Annotated in this window: 15 protein-coding genes; 4 read left to right on the forward strand and 11 right to left on the reverse strand. The window is 35.9% G+C overall.

Going from position 1 to position 15929, the window contains the following annotated elements:
- Positions 1–42 precede the first annotated feature (42 nt).
- A complete protein-coding gene (locus RSC39_RS09945; protein WP_063282240.1) occupies positions 43–975 on the forward strand; it encodes an AraC family transcriptional regulator in 933 nt (310 codons plus the stop codon).
- A 156-nt stretch (positions 976–1131) separates the two neighbouring features.
- Here the strand turns inward: RSC39_RS09945 and purK are convergent, their stop codons facing one another.
- The 4 genes from purK to purD all read right to left on the reverse strand — a co-directional run bounded on the left by purK (position 1132) and on the right by purD (position 4817).
- Complete coding sequence (gene purK / locus RSC39_RS09950) at positions 1132–2238, reverse strand: 5-(carboxyamino)imidazole ribonucleotide synthase (protein ID WP_332536903.1); 1107 nt, start codon at positions 2236–2238, stop codon at positions 1132–1134.
- Between the two features lie 55 nt (positions 2239–2293).
- The gene (gene purE, locus RSC39_RS09955) at positions 2294–2779 is read right to left on the reverse strand and encodes a 5-(carboxyamino)imidazole ribonucleotide mutase (protein WP_021037489.1); all 486 of its coding nucleotides are present in this window, start codon (positions 2777–2779) and stop codon (positions 2294–2296) included.
- Positions 2776–3504: an HAD-IIB family hydrolase gene (locus tag RSC39_RS09960; protein ID WP_332536906.1), complete on the reverse strand. Its 729-nt coding sequence runs from the start codon at positions 3502–3504 to the stop codon at positions 2776–2778. Before RSC39_RS09960 ends, purE begins: the two co-directional genes overlap by 4 nt.
- Positions 3505–3575: 71 nt before the next feature.
- Positions 3576–4817 carry a phosphoribosylamine--glycine ligase gene (purD, locus tag RSC39_RS09965; RefSeq protein ID WP_332536908.1) on the reverse strand — a complete coding sequence of 414 codons (1242 nt, stop codon included), beginning with the start codon at positions 4815–4817 and terminating at the stop codon, positions 3576–3578.
- A 393-nt stretch (positions 4818–5210) separates the two neighbouring features.
- Here purD and RSC39_RS09970 point away from each other — a divergent pair, with 393 nt between their 5' ends.
- Both RSC39_RS09970 and RSC39_RS09975 read left to right on the forward strand, forming a co-directional pair.
- A complete protein-coding gene (locus tag RSC39_RS09970) occupies positions 5211–5837 on the forward strand; it encodes a TetR/AcrR family transcriptional regulator (protein ID WP_063282244.1) in 627 nt (208 codons plus the stop codon).
- 104 nt (positions 5838–5941) lie between these two features.
- Positions 5942–7339, forward strand: coding sequence for an MDR family MFS transporter (locus RSC39_RS09975; protein ID WP_332536911.1), 1398 nt, complete (start codon positions 5942–5944; stop codon positions 7337–7339).
- Between the two features lie 36 nt (positions 7340–7375).
- On the opposite strand, the gene RSC39_RS09980 is transcribed toward RSC39_RS09975, so the two are convergent.
- From RSC39_RS09980 to RSC39_RS09995, 4 genes are all read right to left on the reverse strand, one after another.
- Complete coding sequence (locus tag RSC39_RS09980; RefSeq protein WP_332536985.1) at positions 7376–8068, reverse strand: YjjG family noncanonical pyrimidine nucleotidase; 693 nt, start codon at positions 8066–8068, stop codon at positions 7376–7378.
- Positions 8069–8186: 118 nt separating this feature from the next.
- Positions 8187–9743, reverse strand: coding sequence for a bifunctional phosphoribosylaminoimidazolecarboxamide formyltransferase/IMP cyclohydrolase (gene purH, locus RSC39_RS09985; RefSeq protein WP_332536913.1), 1557 nt, complete (start codon positions 9741–9743; stop codon positions 8187–8189).
- 176 nt (positions 9744–9919) lie between these two features.
- Positions 9920–10462, reverse strand: a complete 543-nt coding sequence (gene hpt / locus RSC39_RS09990; protein ID WP_332536915.1) for a hypoxanthine phosphoribosyltransferase — start codon at positions 10460–10462, stop codon at positions 9920–9922.
- Between the two features lie 136 nt (positions 10463–10598).
- The gene (locus tag RSC39_RS09995) at positions 10599–11636 is read right to left on the reverse strand and encodes an NAD-dependent epimerase/dehydratase family protein (RefSeq protein WP_332536917.1); all 1038 of its coding nucleotides are present in this window, start codon (positions 11634–11636) and stop codon (positions 10599–10601) included.
- Between the two features lie 127 nt (positions 11637–11763).
- On the opposite strand from RSC39_RS09995, the gene RSC39_RS10000 reads away from it, so the two are divergent.
- Positions 11764–12294, forward strand: coding sequence for a TetR/AcrR family transcriptional regulator (locus tag RSC39_RS10000; RefSeq protein ID WP_011834925.1), 531 nt, complete (start codon positions 11764–11766; stop codon positions 12292–12294).
- 51 nt (positions 12295–12345) lie between these two features.
- On the opposite strand, the gene RSC39_RS10005 is transcribed toward RSC39_RS10000, so the two are convergent.
- The 3 genes from RSC39_RS10005 to purM form a co-directional block, all read right to left on the reverse strand.
- The gene (locus tag RSC39_RS10005; RefSeq protein WP_332536919.1) at positions 12346–13935 is read right to left on the reverse strand and encodes an ABC transporter ATP-binding protein; all 1590 of its coding nucleotides are present in this window, start codon (positions 13933–13935) and stop codon (positions 12346–12348) included.
- A gap of 190 nt (positions 13936–14125) precedes the next feature.
- Complete coding sequence (purN, locus tag RSC39_RS10010) at positions 14126–14674, reverse strand: phosphoribosylglycinamide formyltransferase (protein ID WP_332536921.1); 549 nt, start codon at positions 14672–14674, stop codon at positions 14126–14128.
- Positions 14675–14702: 28 nt separating this feature from the next.
- Complete coding sequence (gene purM, locus RSC39_RS10015) at positions 14703–15725, reverse strand: phosphoribosylformylglycinamidine cyclo-ligase (protein ID WP_332536923.1); 1023 nt, start codon at positions 15723–15725, stop codon at positions 14703–14705.
- Between the last annotated feature and the right edge of the window lie 204 nt (positions 15726–15929).

The raw sequence follows: 15929 nt of genomic DNA on the forward strand, positions 1-15929 counted from the left end.
TGTAATGTATGTCATAATAATAGTGATTAGGAGAGAATGAACATGAAAAACGAATTAGAGAATATTTATCACTCAAAAATAAATAATCTTAATTTTTTACTTGTTGATATTACTTACCGTAAACCTCATCTTCATTTTGACATTGAATTAGCTTTTGTCTTAGAAGGGGTCGGTACTGTAACCACTCAAGAAAATTTCTTTGAAATCACTGCTGGACAAGCTATTATTTTTAATAGTTGTCAGGTTCATGAGCTTTCATCAAGTGACTCTATGAAACTGTTAATTCTGCAATTTTCATCAGAAATTTTTAAAATTATCTTCCCTCAACTTGATAAAATTTATTTTGAAAGTCACCCTTTCAATCTAGAAAATCAACCTGAAACCTTGAAATTACTCTTGCAAGCAGCCTTAAGTTATTTTGCTGATGATAAGAATAATTCTTTACGAACTCACGGCTATACTTCACTTTTACTAGACCGTTTGTTAAGTATTTCTGAGTACAGTATTTTAAGCAGCTCTGAACAAAATAAATTGATGGACCTGCAAGAGCGAATGGAGCGGATTTCTTCCTACATCCATGAGAACTACGACCACAAAATTTCTCTGGAAATGATTGCCTCACATGAAGGATTGTCCCGAACTTATTTTTCTCATTTCTTTAAAAGTAATTTTGGGATAAATTTTAATGAATATTTAAATAAAATCCGTTCAGAAAAAGCAAGAACACTCCTTTCTTCTTCCAAAGATAATTTACTAAACATCGCTTATATGTGTGGCTTTTCGGATATCCGAACACTCAATACTGCTTTTGTCAAATCCTATGGCGTTTTGCCAAAAGATTTTCGGAAAAACAATGTTCTCTTCCCCAATCTGAACTATATGACTTTCAATCAAGATAAAATTGATAATCAAGTTTTTTATTCTGATAGGGGTTCTCTTGATATTTTGCAATACTATCTCGAAAAACAATTTTGAAAAACAATTAATTTTAGCTCAATGTTTTTACTTGTTAATGATACCGCTTTCCAAAGAGTTTATCTTACTGATTTGTTCTTTTTTTTAGGGGAAATGTTGTCATTTTACCCTATCCAAAGTAAATAAAAAAAATACTTGATATTAATCAAGTATTTTTTAATCCCAAATTTTTGTGGCTTTAATTTCATTAATTGTTTTGTCAAAATCATTCGTTAAGATAGTAACATGTCCCATCTTTCGGTTATGTTTAGCATCAGGCTTTCCGTAATCATGTTGATGCCAATCCGCATGATTATGATTGAGCGCCTTAACGGCTTCCACATGTTGTCCTAAAACATTTAACATGATAGCCGCATTTAAGAGTTTGGGTTCTGGTAAATCTTCTCCTAAAATTCCTTTGATATGCAAGTCAAATTGATTGAAATCACAGGCTTCAATGGTAAAATGACCACTATTATGCGGTCTTGGCGCAAGTTCATTGACATAGATTTGACCCTCAGCTGTTAAAAACATCTCAACACAAAGCGTTCCAGAAAGTTTCAATTTCTCTGCAATTGATCTCGCAATTTTATTAGCTTCGTCAGTGATTTTGTCAGTCACACGGGCTGGTGAAATCGTCTGATGCAAAATATTTTCGCGGTGCTCATTTTCGGCCAAAGGAAAAGTAACATACTCATGACCATTTCCACTAATGATGACTGAAATTTCACGGTCAAATGAAATAAAATCTTCTAAAACACATTCGGAAATTTCTGTCAGTGATTGAGCAGCTGACAAGTCTTGGTCCGTCTTTAAAACTACTTGTCCATGTCCATCATAACCTCCCATCGTCGTCTTCAAAACTTGTTTTTTAGTGACGACTTGCGGAAGTTTTTCTTTTGAATCAATCAATTGCCATGGAGCAACTTTGACTTTTGCTTCATTTGTCAAAAATTCTTTTTCAAAGCGTCGGTTTTGTGTAATCTCTAGCAAACGAATTCCTTGAGGAATCTTGACGCAAGCTTCAATCTCATGGAGTGCTTCTGCTGAAACATTTTCAAACTCATAAGTAATAACATCGCAAGCATAGGCAAGTCGCAATAAATTTTCTACATCATCATAAGGAGCAACAATGAGTTCATCAGATACTTTTGCCGCTGAGCAATTTGGATTAGGGTCTAGAGTAATCACCTTATGCCCCGTATATTGAGCGGCAATTGCCATCATCTGTCCAAGCTGACCTCCACCAATGATTCCAATCGTTTGCTTTGTATTCTTTATCACAAGTTTTCCTACCCTTCATTTTTAGAAATCTAACCGCTTTTGTATTTTTATTAAATCATTTCAATTCATTGTTTGATTGCTCAACCATTTCTTGAGCGGCTGCCCGATAGTTCACTAATTTATTGTATAAATCATCATCATTATTTGCCAAAAGTTGCAAGGCAAATAATGCCGCATTTTTTGCCCCAGCCTCTCCAATTGCCATTGTCGCTACAGGAACACCTGCTGGCATTTGAACAATTGAATAAAGCGAGTCAAGACCGGATAAAGCCCGTGATTTGATTGGCACACCAATCACCGGAACAAGCGTTTGAGCAGCAACCATTCCTGGTAAGTGTGCAGCTCCACCAGCGCCAGCAATGATAACCTTATAGCCTTGGTCATGGGCCTGATTGGAAAATTCAGCCATTAAAGCCGGTGTCCGATGAGCTGAGACAACTTTTTTCTCATAAGCTAACCCAAAATCATCTAAAATCTTCGCTGTTTCTTTCATTGTGGCCCAGTCTGAACTTGAACCCATGATAATTGCAACTTCTGTCATTTTATTTTCTCCAAATATCTTAAAATTTCTTTTTCATTTAAATGAATATCTGCAAAATCTAATGCTTGATTACTTCCAACTGCAATTGAAAGCTCTGCATGCCGAAGTAATTGGACATCATTATCATCATTTCCAAAAGCAATATATTCTTCTTTAGGAAAATACTGACGCAATGTGGTGTATTTATTTACTCCTTTAGCGGTTAAATCAATACTTTTCGCTTCTTCATGCCTAACAATTTCAAGATTTAGTTTTTTCAATTCATGCAAGATTATTTCTGATTGAGGGTTGAGTAGGTTGCATTTGATTGCTCTGTCAATTTCTGATAGAGAAATATTTTTGGCTAAGTGACACTGGTCAACCTTGTCATTAATTTGCGCTCTTTCTTCATTCCTATTTAAGAGCGCATAGTTCCAATCAGAATCAACTAGATAGTCCAAATCTTGGTCAGTAATTATTTTTTTTATTAACAAAAAATCATGCGCTGAAATAGGTTGTACAATCTCAATTTGTTGCTGCTTATTTCTGACAATTGAGCCATTCCCACCTATCAACAGCTCTTTTGGAAAGGCTGATAAAAGTGGTAACATATCTCGAATGGGCCTAGCCGAAGCAAAAATCAGTTGATTTTTTAATGATAGTTCTGTCAGAGATTCTAAAAGTTCTAAGGAAATGCTTTTGCCATCAAAAGAGATTGTCCCATCAAGGTCAAAAACAAAAATCATGTCATCTCCATTTCTAGACTACTTTTCAAGAGTAAAAATTCTATCAGCAATCTTTCAAAACTTTGATTAAGTTATTTAACGGCTTTTGAACCAATGTCATGCCGATAAAAGAGCCCTTGATTATCTAATTTATCAAGTTTATCATAGAGTGATTTCTGCGTACTTTCGATATCTTTTCCACTTTCAGAAAGAAGATATACACGTCCACCACTACTTACAAGTTGATTGGCTTCATTCTCTATTACCCCTGCATAATAGACATTCAGCTCTTTAGGAATATCAGGAAGAATGCTTCCTGTTTTTGCTTGAGCTGGATAACCCTCTGAGGCGACAACGACTCCCAAAGTTACACCTGTTTCAAGCCATTCTAATGTTGGCACATCTCCAGCTAAAATATCAATGATTGCCTGTGCCAAATCACTTTTAAGCCTAGGCAGAACAACTTGGGTTTCAGGATCACCAAACCTTGCATTAAATTCGATTGTCTTGACCCCATCTGTTGTCAAAATCAATCCCGCATAAAGAACACCAGTAAACGAATTTCCCTCGTTAATCAATCCCGCAACCGTGGGTTTCACAACTTTTTCTAAAGCTTCATTTATCACTTCTTTAGGAAGGTGAGGGACTGGGGAGTAGGCCCCCATACCACCTGTATTTGGTCCTTTATCACCATCAAAAGCACGTTTATGGTCTTGAGCAATTGGCATTGGATAAATCTTTCCTTGATGAACAAAACTAAATAAAGAAAACTCCTCCCCATCAAGAAACTCTTCAATCACAACTTTCCCTTGGCTTTCAGAAAATATATCTGCTAATGCCGCTTGCGCACTTGCAATATCAAAAGCAACTGTTACTCCTTTTCCGGCCGCTAATCCATCTGCTTTAATCACAATGGGAACCCCATGTTGTTTAAGATGTGAGAGCGCTGGTTCTAAAGAATCAAAAGTTGCATAATCTGCCGTAGGAACACCATATTTTTTCATGATTGACTTTGCAAAATCTTTAGAGCCTTCAAGTTCGGCAGCTTTTTTTCTTGGTCCAAAGATAGTTAGATTTTTCTCTTCAAAAGCATCAACTAGGCCATTCATAAGTGCTGTTTCTGGTCCGACAAAACTTAAGTCAATGTTCTCTTTTTGAGCAAATTCAACCAATTCATCATTTGAAAGTTCGGAAATACCAACTATTTGAATTCCATCTTTTTTCATTCCTGAATTTCCTGGAGCAACAAATACTTTTTCAACTTGAGGGCTTTCCATAAATTTTTTTGCCAGAGCATGTTCACGGCCACCTGAGCCAATTACTAAAATTTTCATCATTTCTCCGATATTTTCGATTCTTCCAAATTCTTATGATTGCGATTAATACAGCAATTCATTTAAATATTTTATTGTTTTTTCACTTCTCTATTTGCTCTTTCTAAATTGTTAAAGCAGCAAGTTGAGACCCTTTTTTTAACGAAGAGTTATCGTCCTCGTTTTGTTCAGTCATAAATCTTATATTTCTATCTTAAAAGAATTACTAGAAAAGAAAAAGCCTGAGCAAAAATTTCAGAAAATAAGAGGTTAGATTGTTCGGAATTTACTTGGATTTCAATTCTCGTTTTTATAAAAATTTATAGATTACCTTTTATTTATTTTTTCTTCCTATCGCATTTTTCTTTAAAAACATGTAAAATAAATTTAAGTAGAAATAGAAAGTAGAATATCATGGCGACTCAACCAACAAAAGACAAAATTATTAGCAGTAGCTGGGAACTTCTACAAGAGCTTCCACTCACAGAATTTTCAATGCGCAAATTAGCTAGTCGGCTAGGAATGACCGTCTCTTCTCTTTACTATCATTTTTCAAGTAAAGAGGCACTTTTTGCTGAACTGATTGATAAAGCCAGCCTTGAAATTATTTTTCCAGCAAACGAAAAAACTTGGCAAAATCGCCTTTTGGTTTATGGAAAAAATATTTATACTGTTTTAGAATCTTATCCAAATCTTGCTCAATTGATGATGGATTATCCACCAGAATCCGAAAATTATCTGCGACTTTTTGACAAACTTTTGATGATTGTAGATGATCTTAATCTCACTGATGACCGTAAATTTTATACTGTTAACCTTTATCTAAATTTTATCTACAGCAGTAAAATAGATAGTGATCGCTTAGTAGAACAGCCCGAAAAACCTCTTTCGACTGTCAAAATTCCTCTTGTTCAACTTGCTCCTTTTCTCGATAAATATTGGCAGACAGAAAGTCTTACCAGCTTAAGTTCGTCTGAAAGTTTTGAATTTGGACTAGAACTTATCATTTCGGGCATCGAAAAAATGGTTCAAACTGATTAATTCATAAAAAACTTCTAAAAGGAAGTTTTTTTTCTTGACTTTGCTTTAGAACAATGGTATTATTTTTACCGAACAGTGTTCTAAAACAAAAAAAGAAGGTTCTTATGAATAATACAAGTGATTTTAATTTAAAAAAAGTCTTACCCGCAGTTTTAACAATTGCGATTGGGATGCTTTTAGTTATGATGGATACCACCATCATGAATGTGACACTTCCACATATCCAAACTGCTTTTCATCAAAATTTATCTAATAGTCAGTGGCTCATTACCGCTTATACTCTGGCTATGGCAACGGTTATCCCTTTTGCAGGTTTTCTGGGGGACCGCTTTTCAGATAAACGTATTTTTGCTCTGGCAATCATTTTTTTCACCATTGCTTCACTCTTGGCAGCAAATGCGCATTCTCTTCAGAGTTTAATTATTTGGCGAATTGCCCAAGGCTTGACTGGTGGCGTCGTTGCTCCAATAGGAATTGGGATGTCCTTTAAAGTTATTCCAATGGAAAAAAGAGGCTCTATGATGGGAATTTTGGGCTTACCCATGCTACTTGCACCGACAATTGGTCCAGCACTTTCTGGTTTTTTAGTAAAATATTTTAATTGGTCAACTGTTTTTTTGATTAATCTTCCTGTAGGAATATTGGCACTTATTTTCATCCTCTTATTTCTTCCTAACTTTCCAGCAAATAAAGCAAGTAAAATTGATTTAAAAGGCGCTCTTCTTTCTCCCTTTGCTTTTCCGATTTTAATTTATGGTGTGCATATTGGTGCAGATAAAGGTTGGTCAAATCCAAGCGCTATCGCTTTTATGTCCGTTGGTTTACTGATGCTCCTTTTGTTTATCCTCGTTGAATTACGTGTCGAAAACCCACTTTTACATTTGCGAGCTTTCACGATTCCTGAATTTACAAAAGGTATTTCACTCATGTGGCTCAATCAAATTGTTGTGTTTGGAGCCATGCTTCTTGTTCCTCTCTACTTGCAAAATATTGTGGGACTTTCCTCTGTTAATACCGGATTAATGATGGTTCCACAAGCGATTGCAAGCTTTTTAGGAATGACAATTGGTGGTCGAGTTTTTGATAAATTTGGTACGAAAGCCGCGGTTCTTCCTGGCTTTACACTTGGCGGAATCAGCCTCATCTTATTCGCGCAAATTAGTCCGCACTCTTCATTGACTTTTACGCTTTGTGCGATTATTTTACTTGGTTTAAGCCAAGGTCTGGTCAATATGCAAGTCAATAATCACGCACTACAAGCCGTTCCAATGAAAAACATTAGCCGAGTGACACCTTTAACCAACGAAATGATGCAAGTGGTCAACTCATTTGCAATTGCCTTTCTGACAGCATTTTTAAGTAGTCAAATCAAAAATCAAAGTAGTCTTTCTCCATTACAAGCTAATTTAACAGCCTTCCATCATACTTTCTGGCTTCTTCTTATCTTCGTATCCGTAGGATTTATCTCAAGTCTCTTTTTAAGAAAAAAAGTAAAAGTATAAATAAAAAAACACTGTTAAACAAACAGTGTTTTTTTATTACCAATTTTTAACCAATGATGGAATTTCTAGTAAATCTTGAATTTGTACATCTGGTTGTGCTTCGCCAGTCACTTCCAATTGTTTGGGGTTGTACCAGATTGTTTTAATTCCAGCTCTATTCCCACCTAAAATGTCGGTTGCTAGAGAATCACCAACAATTGTAAATTCCTTTTTGTTCGCTGCTTCAATGTGATCAAAAACGTAATCAAAGAAGGCAAGAGAAGGTTTATGATGACTAACTTCTTCGCTGATAAAGATTTCTCGAAAATGGTCAGAAATTCCAGATTCAAATATTCGTGGGCGTGAAACACGTGAAGTTCCATTGCTGACCACATACATTTCTGCTTCTTTTGCTGACAGTTCTGTCAGTAACTCATTTGCGTGATTGATTAGCTCGTGACCTTGTGATAAGTAAAGTTGGTATTCATCATCAACCGCTACTGGATTATAGTTTACTGACACATTTAAAGCTCGAAAAGCATGGTCAAATCGCGTGCTCAATAATTCTTCTCGAGAAAGCTTTTCCGATTCATGTAGGCGCCACAAGGCTTTATTTTCGCGTGAATAAGTCGCTCGGTTTTCTTGATTATCTTCAATTTGATAATGGGCAAAAATTTTCCCCAAAGCATCATATTCTGCTTTATCAAAATCAAGTAGAGTGTTATCGATATCAAAAAGTAGTACAGTCATTTCTATTTCCTTTGCTAAATGTATTCTTTGCATTCCTTACATTATAGCAGAAAAAAGTATCGAAAATTATTTTTTAGATTGTAGATGACAAAAAATCTACCCTAAGGCAGATTTTTAATTAATGTCTAAAATGGCGGAGTCCAGTAAAGACCATCGCAATACCATATTTATCACATGCTTCAATCACTTCTTGATCACGAACAGAGCCACCCGGTTGAACGATTGCCTTAATTCCCGCTTTGGCAATTTCATCAATATTGTCCGCAAATGGGAAAAAGGCATCTGAGCCAAGTACGGCATTTTCTTGAAGAAGGGCGTCCTTATCAGCAGTCGCTTCCAAGGCAATTTTTACCGAGCCGACACGATTAGTTTGCCCAGGGCCAACGCCAAGCGTTTGGTGGTCATTTGTTACAATGATTCCATTTGATTTGACAAATTTTACTGCTTTCCATGCAAATTTAAGGGCCGCCATTTGTTTGTCAGTTGGTTGAACTTTAGTCGCCACTGTCCATTCTTTCGGATTTTCGAGTATAACATCTTGATTTTGAACGAGAAGCCCCCCAAGTACCCCTGTCACGAGCGCTTCTTTTTCTGATTGCTCTTTTTTAGAAAAATCAACGGTCAAAAGACGAATATTTTTCTTTTTACTCAAAATATCCAAGGCCTCTTTACTATATGATGGAGCAATAATAATCTCAAGGAAAATCTTGCTCATTTTTTGAGCCGTTTCCTCATTGACTTCTCTATTTAAAACGATAATTCCACCAAAAATCGAAACAGGGTCCGCTTCATAAGCATAATCCCAAGCTTGTTCAATATTTTTGGCTGTTCCAATCCCACAAGGGTTCATATGTTTGAGTGCTACGACTGTTGGTTCTTCAAAATCTCTTGCAATTTGCAAAGCTGCATCAGCATCACGAACATTGTTATAACTTAATTCTTTACCATGAAGTTGATGACTTTGCGCAATAGAGTAAGTTGTTGGTAATCCTGATTCATAAAAATCAGCACTTTGTTGTGGATTTTCACCATAACGCATCCCTTGTTTAAGGTCATAAGTCAAGGTTAATTTTTCGGGTTTTGTATTTTCTACTGGAAATTCTTCTGTCAAATATTGCGCAATGAGGGCATCATAACTTGCAGTATGACGAAAAACTTTTGCTGCAAGTTGCTGACGAAGACCTAAACTTGTTTCGCCTGTTACTGACATCTCTGTCAGTACTTTTTCATAATCATTTGGGTCACAAACAACTGTGACTGCCGCATGATTTTTAGCTGCTGAACGCAACATTGACGGCCCACCAATATCAATTTTTTCAATCATTTCTGCTTGACTACCACCAGCAAGCAAAGTTTCTTTGAAAGGATATAAATTTACAACAACTAGGTCAATCGGAGAAATATGATGTTCAGCCATTGATTTCATGTGACTGTCCAAATCTCTACGTCCAAGGAGTGCACCATGAATCAGCGGATGTAATGTTTTAACTCGACCATCCATCATTTCTGGAAAGCCAGTCACTTCATCAATTGCAATATTCGGAATTTTTTCTTGGTCCAGAACAGCTTTTGTTCCGCCTGTTGAGATAATTTCCCAACCCAACTCCTGAATTTTCTTTGCAAATTCTACAATACCTTCTTTGTCTGAAACACTGATAAGCGCACGTTTTGACATGATTTCCTCCAAGTTTTTTACTGACAGTTCTGTAAGTCAAGATTTTTCTTCTAAAAGTACTGACAAGTCTGTCAGTAACTATTTATCATGTCTTTATTTTACATTTATCGTTTGGAAATAAAAAGCGCTAGTTTAACAACTAGGCCTTTTTTAATTTTATTGTTCGGAAATAACTTTCATTCTTTAATCAAGAATTCTTCATTGAAAATTCCAATATATGGCAATTGACGATAACGTTCTGCATAATCAATTCCATAACCTACGATAAAAGCATCTGGTACTTCAAAACCGACATAATCAGCGTCAATATCTACTTTACGACCACTTGGTTTGTCTAATAAAGAGATGATTTTTACTGAATGCGCTTGACGTCCTGTCAGCAATTTTTTAAGATAGAGCAGAGTATTTCCAGTGTCAATGATATCTTCAACAATCAAAATATCACGACCGTGAGCCACGGTTGATAAATCTTTCAAAATTCGAACTTCACCAGATGATGAAATTCCGTAACCATAACTGGTGACGTCCATAAAATCAACTTCAGCATCAATTGATAATTCTTTAAGAAAATCAACCGTAAACATGATTGAGCCCTTCAAAATCCCGACAACGAGGGGATTCTTTCCCTCATAATCTCGTGAAACAACTTCAGCAAGCGCTTTGACACGTTCAGCAATTTGTTCTCTAGTAAATAAAACTTCTTTTAAATGTGGATGCATTTTTCTCTCCAATTTTTTTCACAATATGTTTCTATTTTAGACTTTTTTAGAGAGAAGAAAAAGACCAGAAGTCTGACTTTGGTCTTTTTTAGCTTACAACGTTCGGAAATAGAAATTTTTCAAAAACATAATTTTCTTAATCAACTTTAATAACTCCCAAATCCAACATAGTTTGTGCCGTTTGAATGATAGCTGCTTCACCTGAACGTGGTTTCCAGTCTAAAAGTTTAACTGATTTTTCATTTGAACAAGCTGTGTTTTGCCCCAAAAATGTAGCTGGCATCGCCAAACTTTTATCAAATCGAGCTAAAATTTTAACTAAAAAGTCGGGAATTACCTGAGTAGATACTTTTTTAGCCTTTGTACCAAACTCCTTTTTCAAAAACTCAGCTTGCTTTTTATAAGTAATATTTTGGCCTGAAGTTGCAATGAAACGTTGACCAATCGCTTCATCTTTTTCAAGAGCTAGCAAATGTAAATCAGCAACATCACGAACATCAACATAGTCAAATGCTAAATTTAAAAGTCTGGGCATTTTACCTTCAAACATATTTTTTATAGCCGCGCTAGAATGTGAAAAATCATTCCCAAGAATCGGTCCCATAACAGCCGTAGGTAGAACTGAGGCTCCTTCAATACCATAAGATTTGGCAAGTTTCCAAAATTCCATTTCAGCCATCGTTTTAGACCGTTGATAAGCATTAATTGGAGCATCAAGCTTTGTCCAGTCTTTTTCTGTGAAGATTTCTGGATGATGCTTATGCCCCGCTAAAACAGCGCCCGATGCTGAGGTCAAAACCACTCGTTTAACTCCTGCTTCCTTAGCTGCTTTCATCACAAACTTCACTCCATCTACAGCCATTTTCACCATTAAATCATCAGCGTCAGGACGTTGCAAGGGTGTTGGAGAAGCGACGTGGATGACAGAATCCACTCCAGTCATTGCTTGACTCCATCCTTCTTCTTTAGTTAAATCCGTTTGAACAAAGTCTAGGTCAGTAAAATCAGCAATCCCTCCTTGCTTCATCATTTTCTTCACTTCTTCTTGTCTAGACATCGTCCGCAAGGTCGCCCGTACTCGATAGCCTTTTTTTAATAAAGCAATCATGATGAACATAGCAATATAACCCGAACCACCAGTTACTAGTATTAATTTTTTATTTGTATTTGTCATTTTTCTCTCCTTTTTCTCTCTCAACAACATCCGTTACACTTGAAACTCATGTGGAATTATTGTACGATAGAAGTAGTAAAAATACAAGCTTAAAATCCGCTTGTGTGACAACCTAAGGAGATGTGTAATGGCAGCGACGAACTATTCCCAAACCATCAAAAATGATACAAAAGATTTTATTACTACAGCTATTCTACAGCTTTTGGGCATTCAAAAAACATCTGAAAAACCAAAGACTCTTGCTCAACTGACCGTTTCAAACGTTTGTCAGCGGGCCGGAGTCAGTCGAATGGCATTTTATCGTAATTTTGATTCAATCAATCAAGTCATCTATCAATACTATCAACCACGAATTTCTGAAAGTTTTGAAATCATTCGCCAGAATGTGTCCGCAACAATAAAAATTGAGAACCAATTAAAATTTTTTGAAGACTTCAAAAATGACCTCTACCTTTCTGAAAGTCAAGGCTATGAGCCCATCATTCGTCAGATTTATATTGAAGAAATTGAAAAATTTTACGAAGAAACAAATGACGAATATTTCATTACTTTTGTGGCAACTGGAGTTTATGCTGTTTGGCGAAAATGGTTAATGAATGGTCAAGATAAACCAATTGAAGAAATTCATGAACTCATCAGAAAAATTGTCACGATTTAAGTAATAAAAAAAGACACAAAAGGTGTCTTTTTTTGATATAAAATTTATAGTCTAAGCAATTCCCTGACCTAAATGAATGATTTCATCCAAATAATTTTGAGTTTCATCATACAAATGGTGAGTAATCATAATCACAGTCAAATCGGGATTTTCTAAAATATTTTTTTCCACAGCCAGAGCCGTTTTCTTATCAACACTGGCAGTGCTTTCATCCATCACTAAAATCGGTTTTGTCCCCATTAATTCCCGCGCGACAGATAGTCTTTCTTGCTGACCTCCTGATAAATTTTTATCATAAATCGTATCAAGTTTATTAAACACAAAATCATCAGCACAGGCAATTCTAATCGATTTATCAAAAATATCTGGCGAAATCTTACGACCCAAAGTCAAATTTTCCTCTACCGTTTCCCTAAAAAGGTAAGGAAATTGCATAATTACGCTCATGACATGTGGTAAAGATTTTCGGTTAATTCCCTTATAATCTTTTCCATCAAGTAAAATTTCTCCTTCATAATCTTGCTTATTGCCGACTAGCAAATTAATTAAGGTTGATTTACCACTACCACTATCCCCGATAATCGCATATTTCTTCCCTTTTTCAATGACAATTTCTGGATATTCAATTTTTTGGCCATCAGGAAAAGCGACAGACAGATTTTTTAACTCCAGTTTACTTTCAAAGTCTGTCACTTCTTCTCCGTCAGTAACTTTTGATTCGTCAGCAATTTTTCCATATTTTTCTAGCAATTTCCCAGTCGCATTGAGCAAAATCAAGCTATTTGCTACACTTTTTGAGTAATTAGTAACTGTTCCTGACAGATTCCCCACGCTCATGACAACACCGATGCCTATCTGACCATTCATGATGAGAAAACCAGCAACAGCTAAAATCAAAAATTGTCCCAACATACTGGCCCCTAATAAAGAATATTGCATCCAAGCCCGAGTAAAAATTAATTTTACATTTGCCGTAGCCAATTGATTAAATTTACCCATGGTTCGCTCTTGCATCAGCCCCAGTTGTTTATTGTGATAGAGCACTTCATAGCCACGTAAGTAATCTGTAGATGTCGCTAAAGCATCATTAGCAACATCTGAAACCTGTTCTGTGTCTCGTTCCACTGATTTCTTAAAGACTTTTGGAAAATAGAACAAAATGGCTCCAACTAGAAGTGTTGTCAAAAGCAATACCCAGTGGAAAAAGATGATTGCAATTCCTGAGAATAGCATCGCAACGATTCCCGTATAAACAAAATAAATCTGATGGAAACCATTATCATAAAGTAATTTTGTATCATTATTTAACCAGGAATTATAATCTTCTTTACTGTTTTTTTCAAAATCAGAATAAGAAATTTCCGTCAGAGGTTCAATGATATCCCGACGTACAGCATTAAGCTGCTTTTGTATGGCAATTTCTTTCCAAACATCACGCGCTCCCTGAACAAAACTATCGACCACCCAGAGGACAATGTCAATAGCTAACCATAAGAAAAATTGATTCATTTCTCTAGCAATCAAAGAATTGAGTACATTGGCCAAAAAGACCGAACTCAAGACCGCAAGAGCAATGTCAATCGTGATAAGTAAGAAAACCATAAAATTTTCAAATTTGAATTCTTTAAGATACTTTACCATTTTTCCTTCTCTTATTTTACTTAAGATTATGTTACCACTACATTGTAGCATTTAAATTTCAAAAGTAAATAGCGCTTACAAAAGTTTTTTAGATGTTTTATTTTCTTAAAAGAACTGAAAATTTTCTCTTATTTTTATCTTTTTCAAGCCCTCATTTCTCATTTATTAATAGCCAAATAAAAAAACTTCATCATTGCTGATGAAGAATTATTTGACAAACAACTTTTGGATAGAGTTTATGTTCAGCTTCATGAACTCGCTCTTCATAAACTTCCAAACTTTCGTGATAAGCCACAGGCATTTGCGCGATAATTTCGCCAGTATCCACGCCCTCATCAACATAATGAATTGTAATTCCTAGACCATATTTTGCTTCATGTGACTCCTCAATCGCATGAGGAGAACCAGCAAAATCAGGCAGAAAAGAAGGATGAACATTAATAATCTTTCCTTTATATTTTGCCAACATCGTCGAACCAATGATTTTCATATAACCAGCCAAAAGAATTAAATCAATTTCTTGTGCTTCTAAAATTTCCACCAAAGCTTTCTCATAGTCAACTTTTGAAGTAAACTCTTTTAACTCCAAACTTGCATTTGCTACCCCTAATTTATCAGCACGTTCAAGTACATAAGAATCATGATGATCTGAAAAAACAAACTTCACTTCCTTAGGAAATTGTTCAGCTAGTGTTTGAAAGTTAGAGCCATTTCCTGATGCAAATACTGCAATTTTCATTCTATCCCCTATTCTTAATGAAAAAAGATTATTTTTTAATCACTACTGGAGCCTCTTGTCGATTAACCATTTGACCAATCTCAAAAGCATTCAAGACTTTTTTGAGAGCAGCAGCATTTTCAGGAGCAACAGCGATAACCATTCCAATCCCCATATTGAAAATTTCATACATTTCTTCGTGTTTGATGTTGCCATATTTTTCAAGAGCCTTGAAAATTGGTAAAACATCCCAAGAGCCTTCGACAATTTCGGCTGACAAGCTATTTCCGAACATTCTTGGTAAGTTTTCATGGAATCCTCCACCCGTAATATGAGCAATTCCTTTTATTTTATTTTGCTTAATCAAAGGCAAGAGCTCTTTGACATAGATTTTAGTCGGAGTTAAAAGAGTATCAATCAAAGATTGGTCAAGTTCAGGCAATGATTCATTCAAATCAAAGTCAGCAAAAACTTTCCGAACCAAAGAGTATCCATTAGAATGAATCCCAGACGAAGCTAGACCAAGCAAAATGTCCCCTGCTTCCACATTTTTTTCACCATCAATCAATTGTGATTTTTCAGCCACACCAACGGAAAAACCAGCCAAATCGTAATCATCTTCATCATACATTCCGGGCATTTCAGCTGTTTCTCCACCAATCAGAGCCGCTCCTGCTTGCAAGCAACCTTCGGCCACTCCAGCTACGACTTGCTCCAATTTTTCAGGAATATTTTTCCCTGTGGCAATATAATCCAAAAAATACAACGGCTCGGCCCCAGCAGCAATAATATCGTTAACGCACATGGCCACGCAATCAATTCCAATCGTATCATGTTTGTCTGCTTGAATGGCTAACATCAATTTTGTTCCCACACCATCTGTCCCTGAAATCAATACAGGCTCTTTGACATCAAGCACAGATAAGTCAAAACTTCCACCAAACCCCCCCAGTGCCCCAAGCACACCCAAACGTTCGGTTTTAGCAACGTGCTTCTTAATACGAGAAACCACCTCATATCCTGCTTCTACATCTACCCCAGATTTTGCATACGCATTCTCAGACACTGTCATTCTCCATTTTCTGATTTATTTTATTCTACTTCCATGTTAAATGATTTTCAAACATAAAAAAAGTTCCAGCAGGTAGAACTGAAACTTTTTGATTGGATTGTTCGGAAATAGATAATTACATGATACAACTGATCGAATCAGGCAGAACTAACATAGACGAAATTGTGTTACATTGTTAACTTGACACATAAGTATAGAGTGTAC

It is taken from the genome of Lactococcus sp., from assembly GCF_036648155.1.
GTDB lineage: Bacteria > Bacillota > Bacilli > Lactobacillales > Streptococcaceae > Lactococcus > Lactococcus cremoris.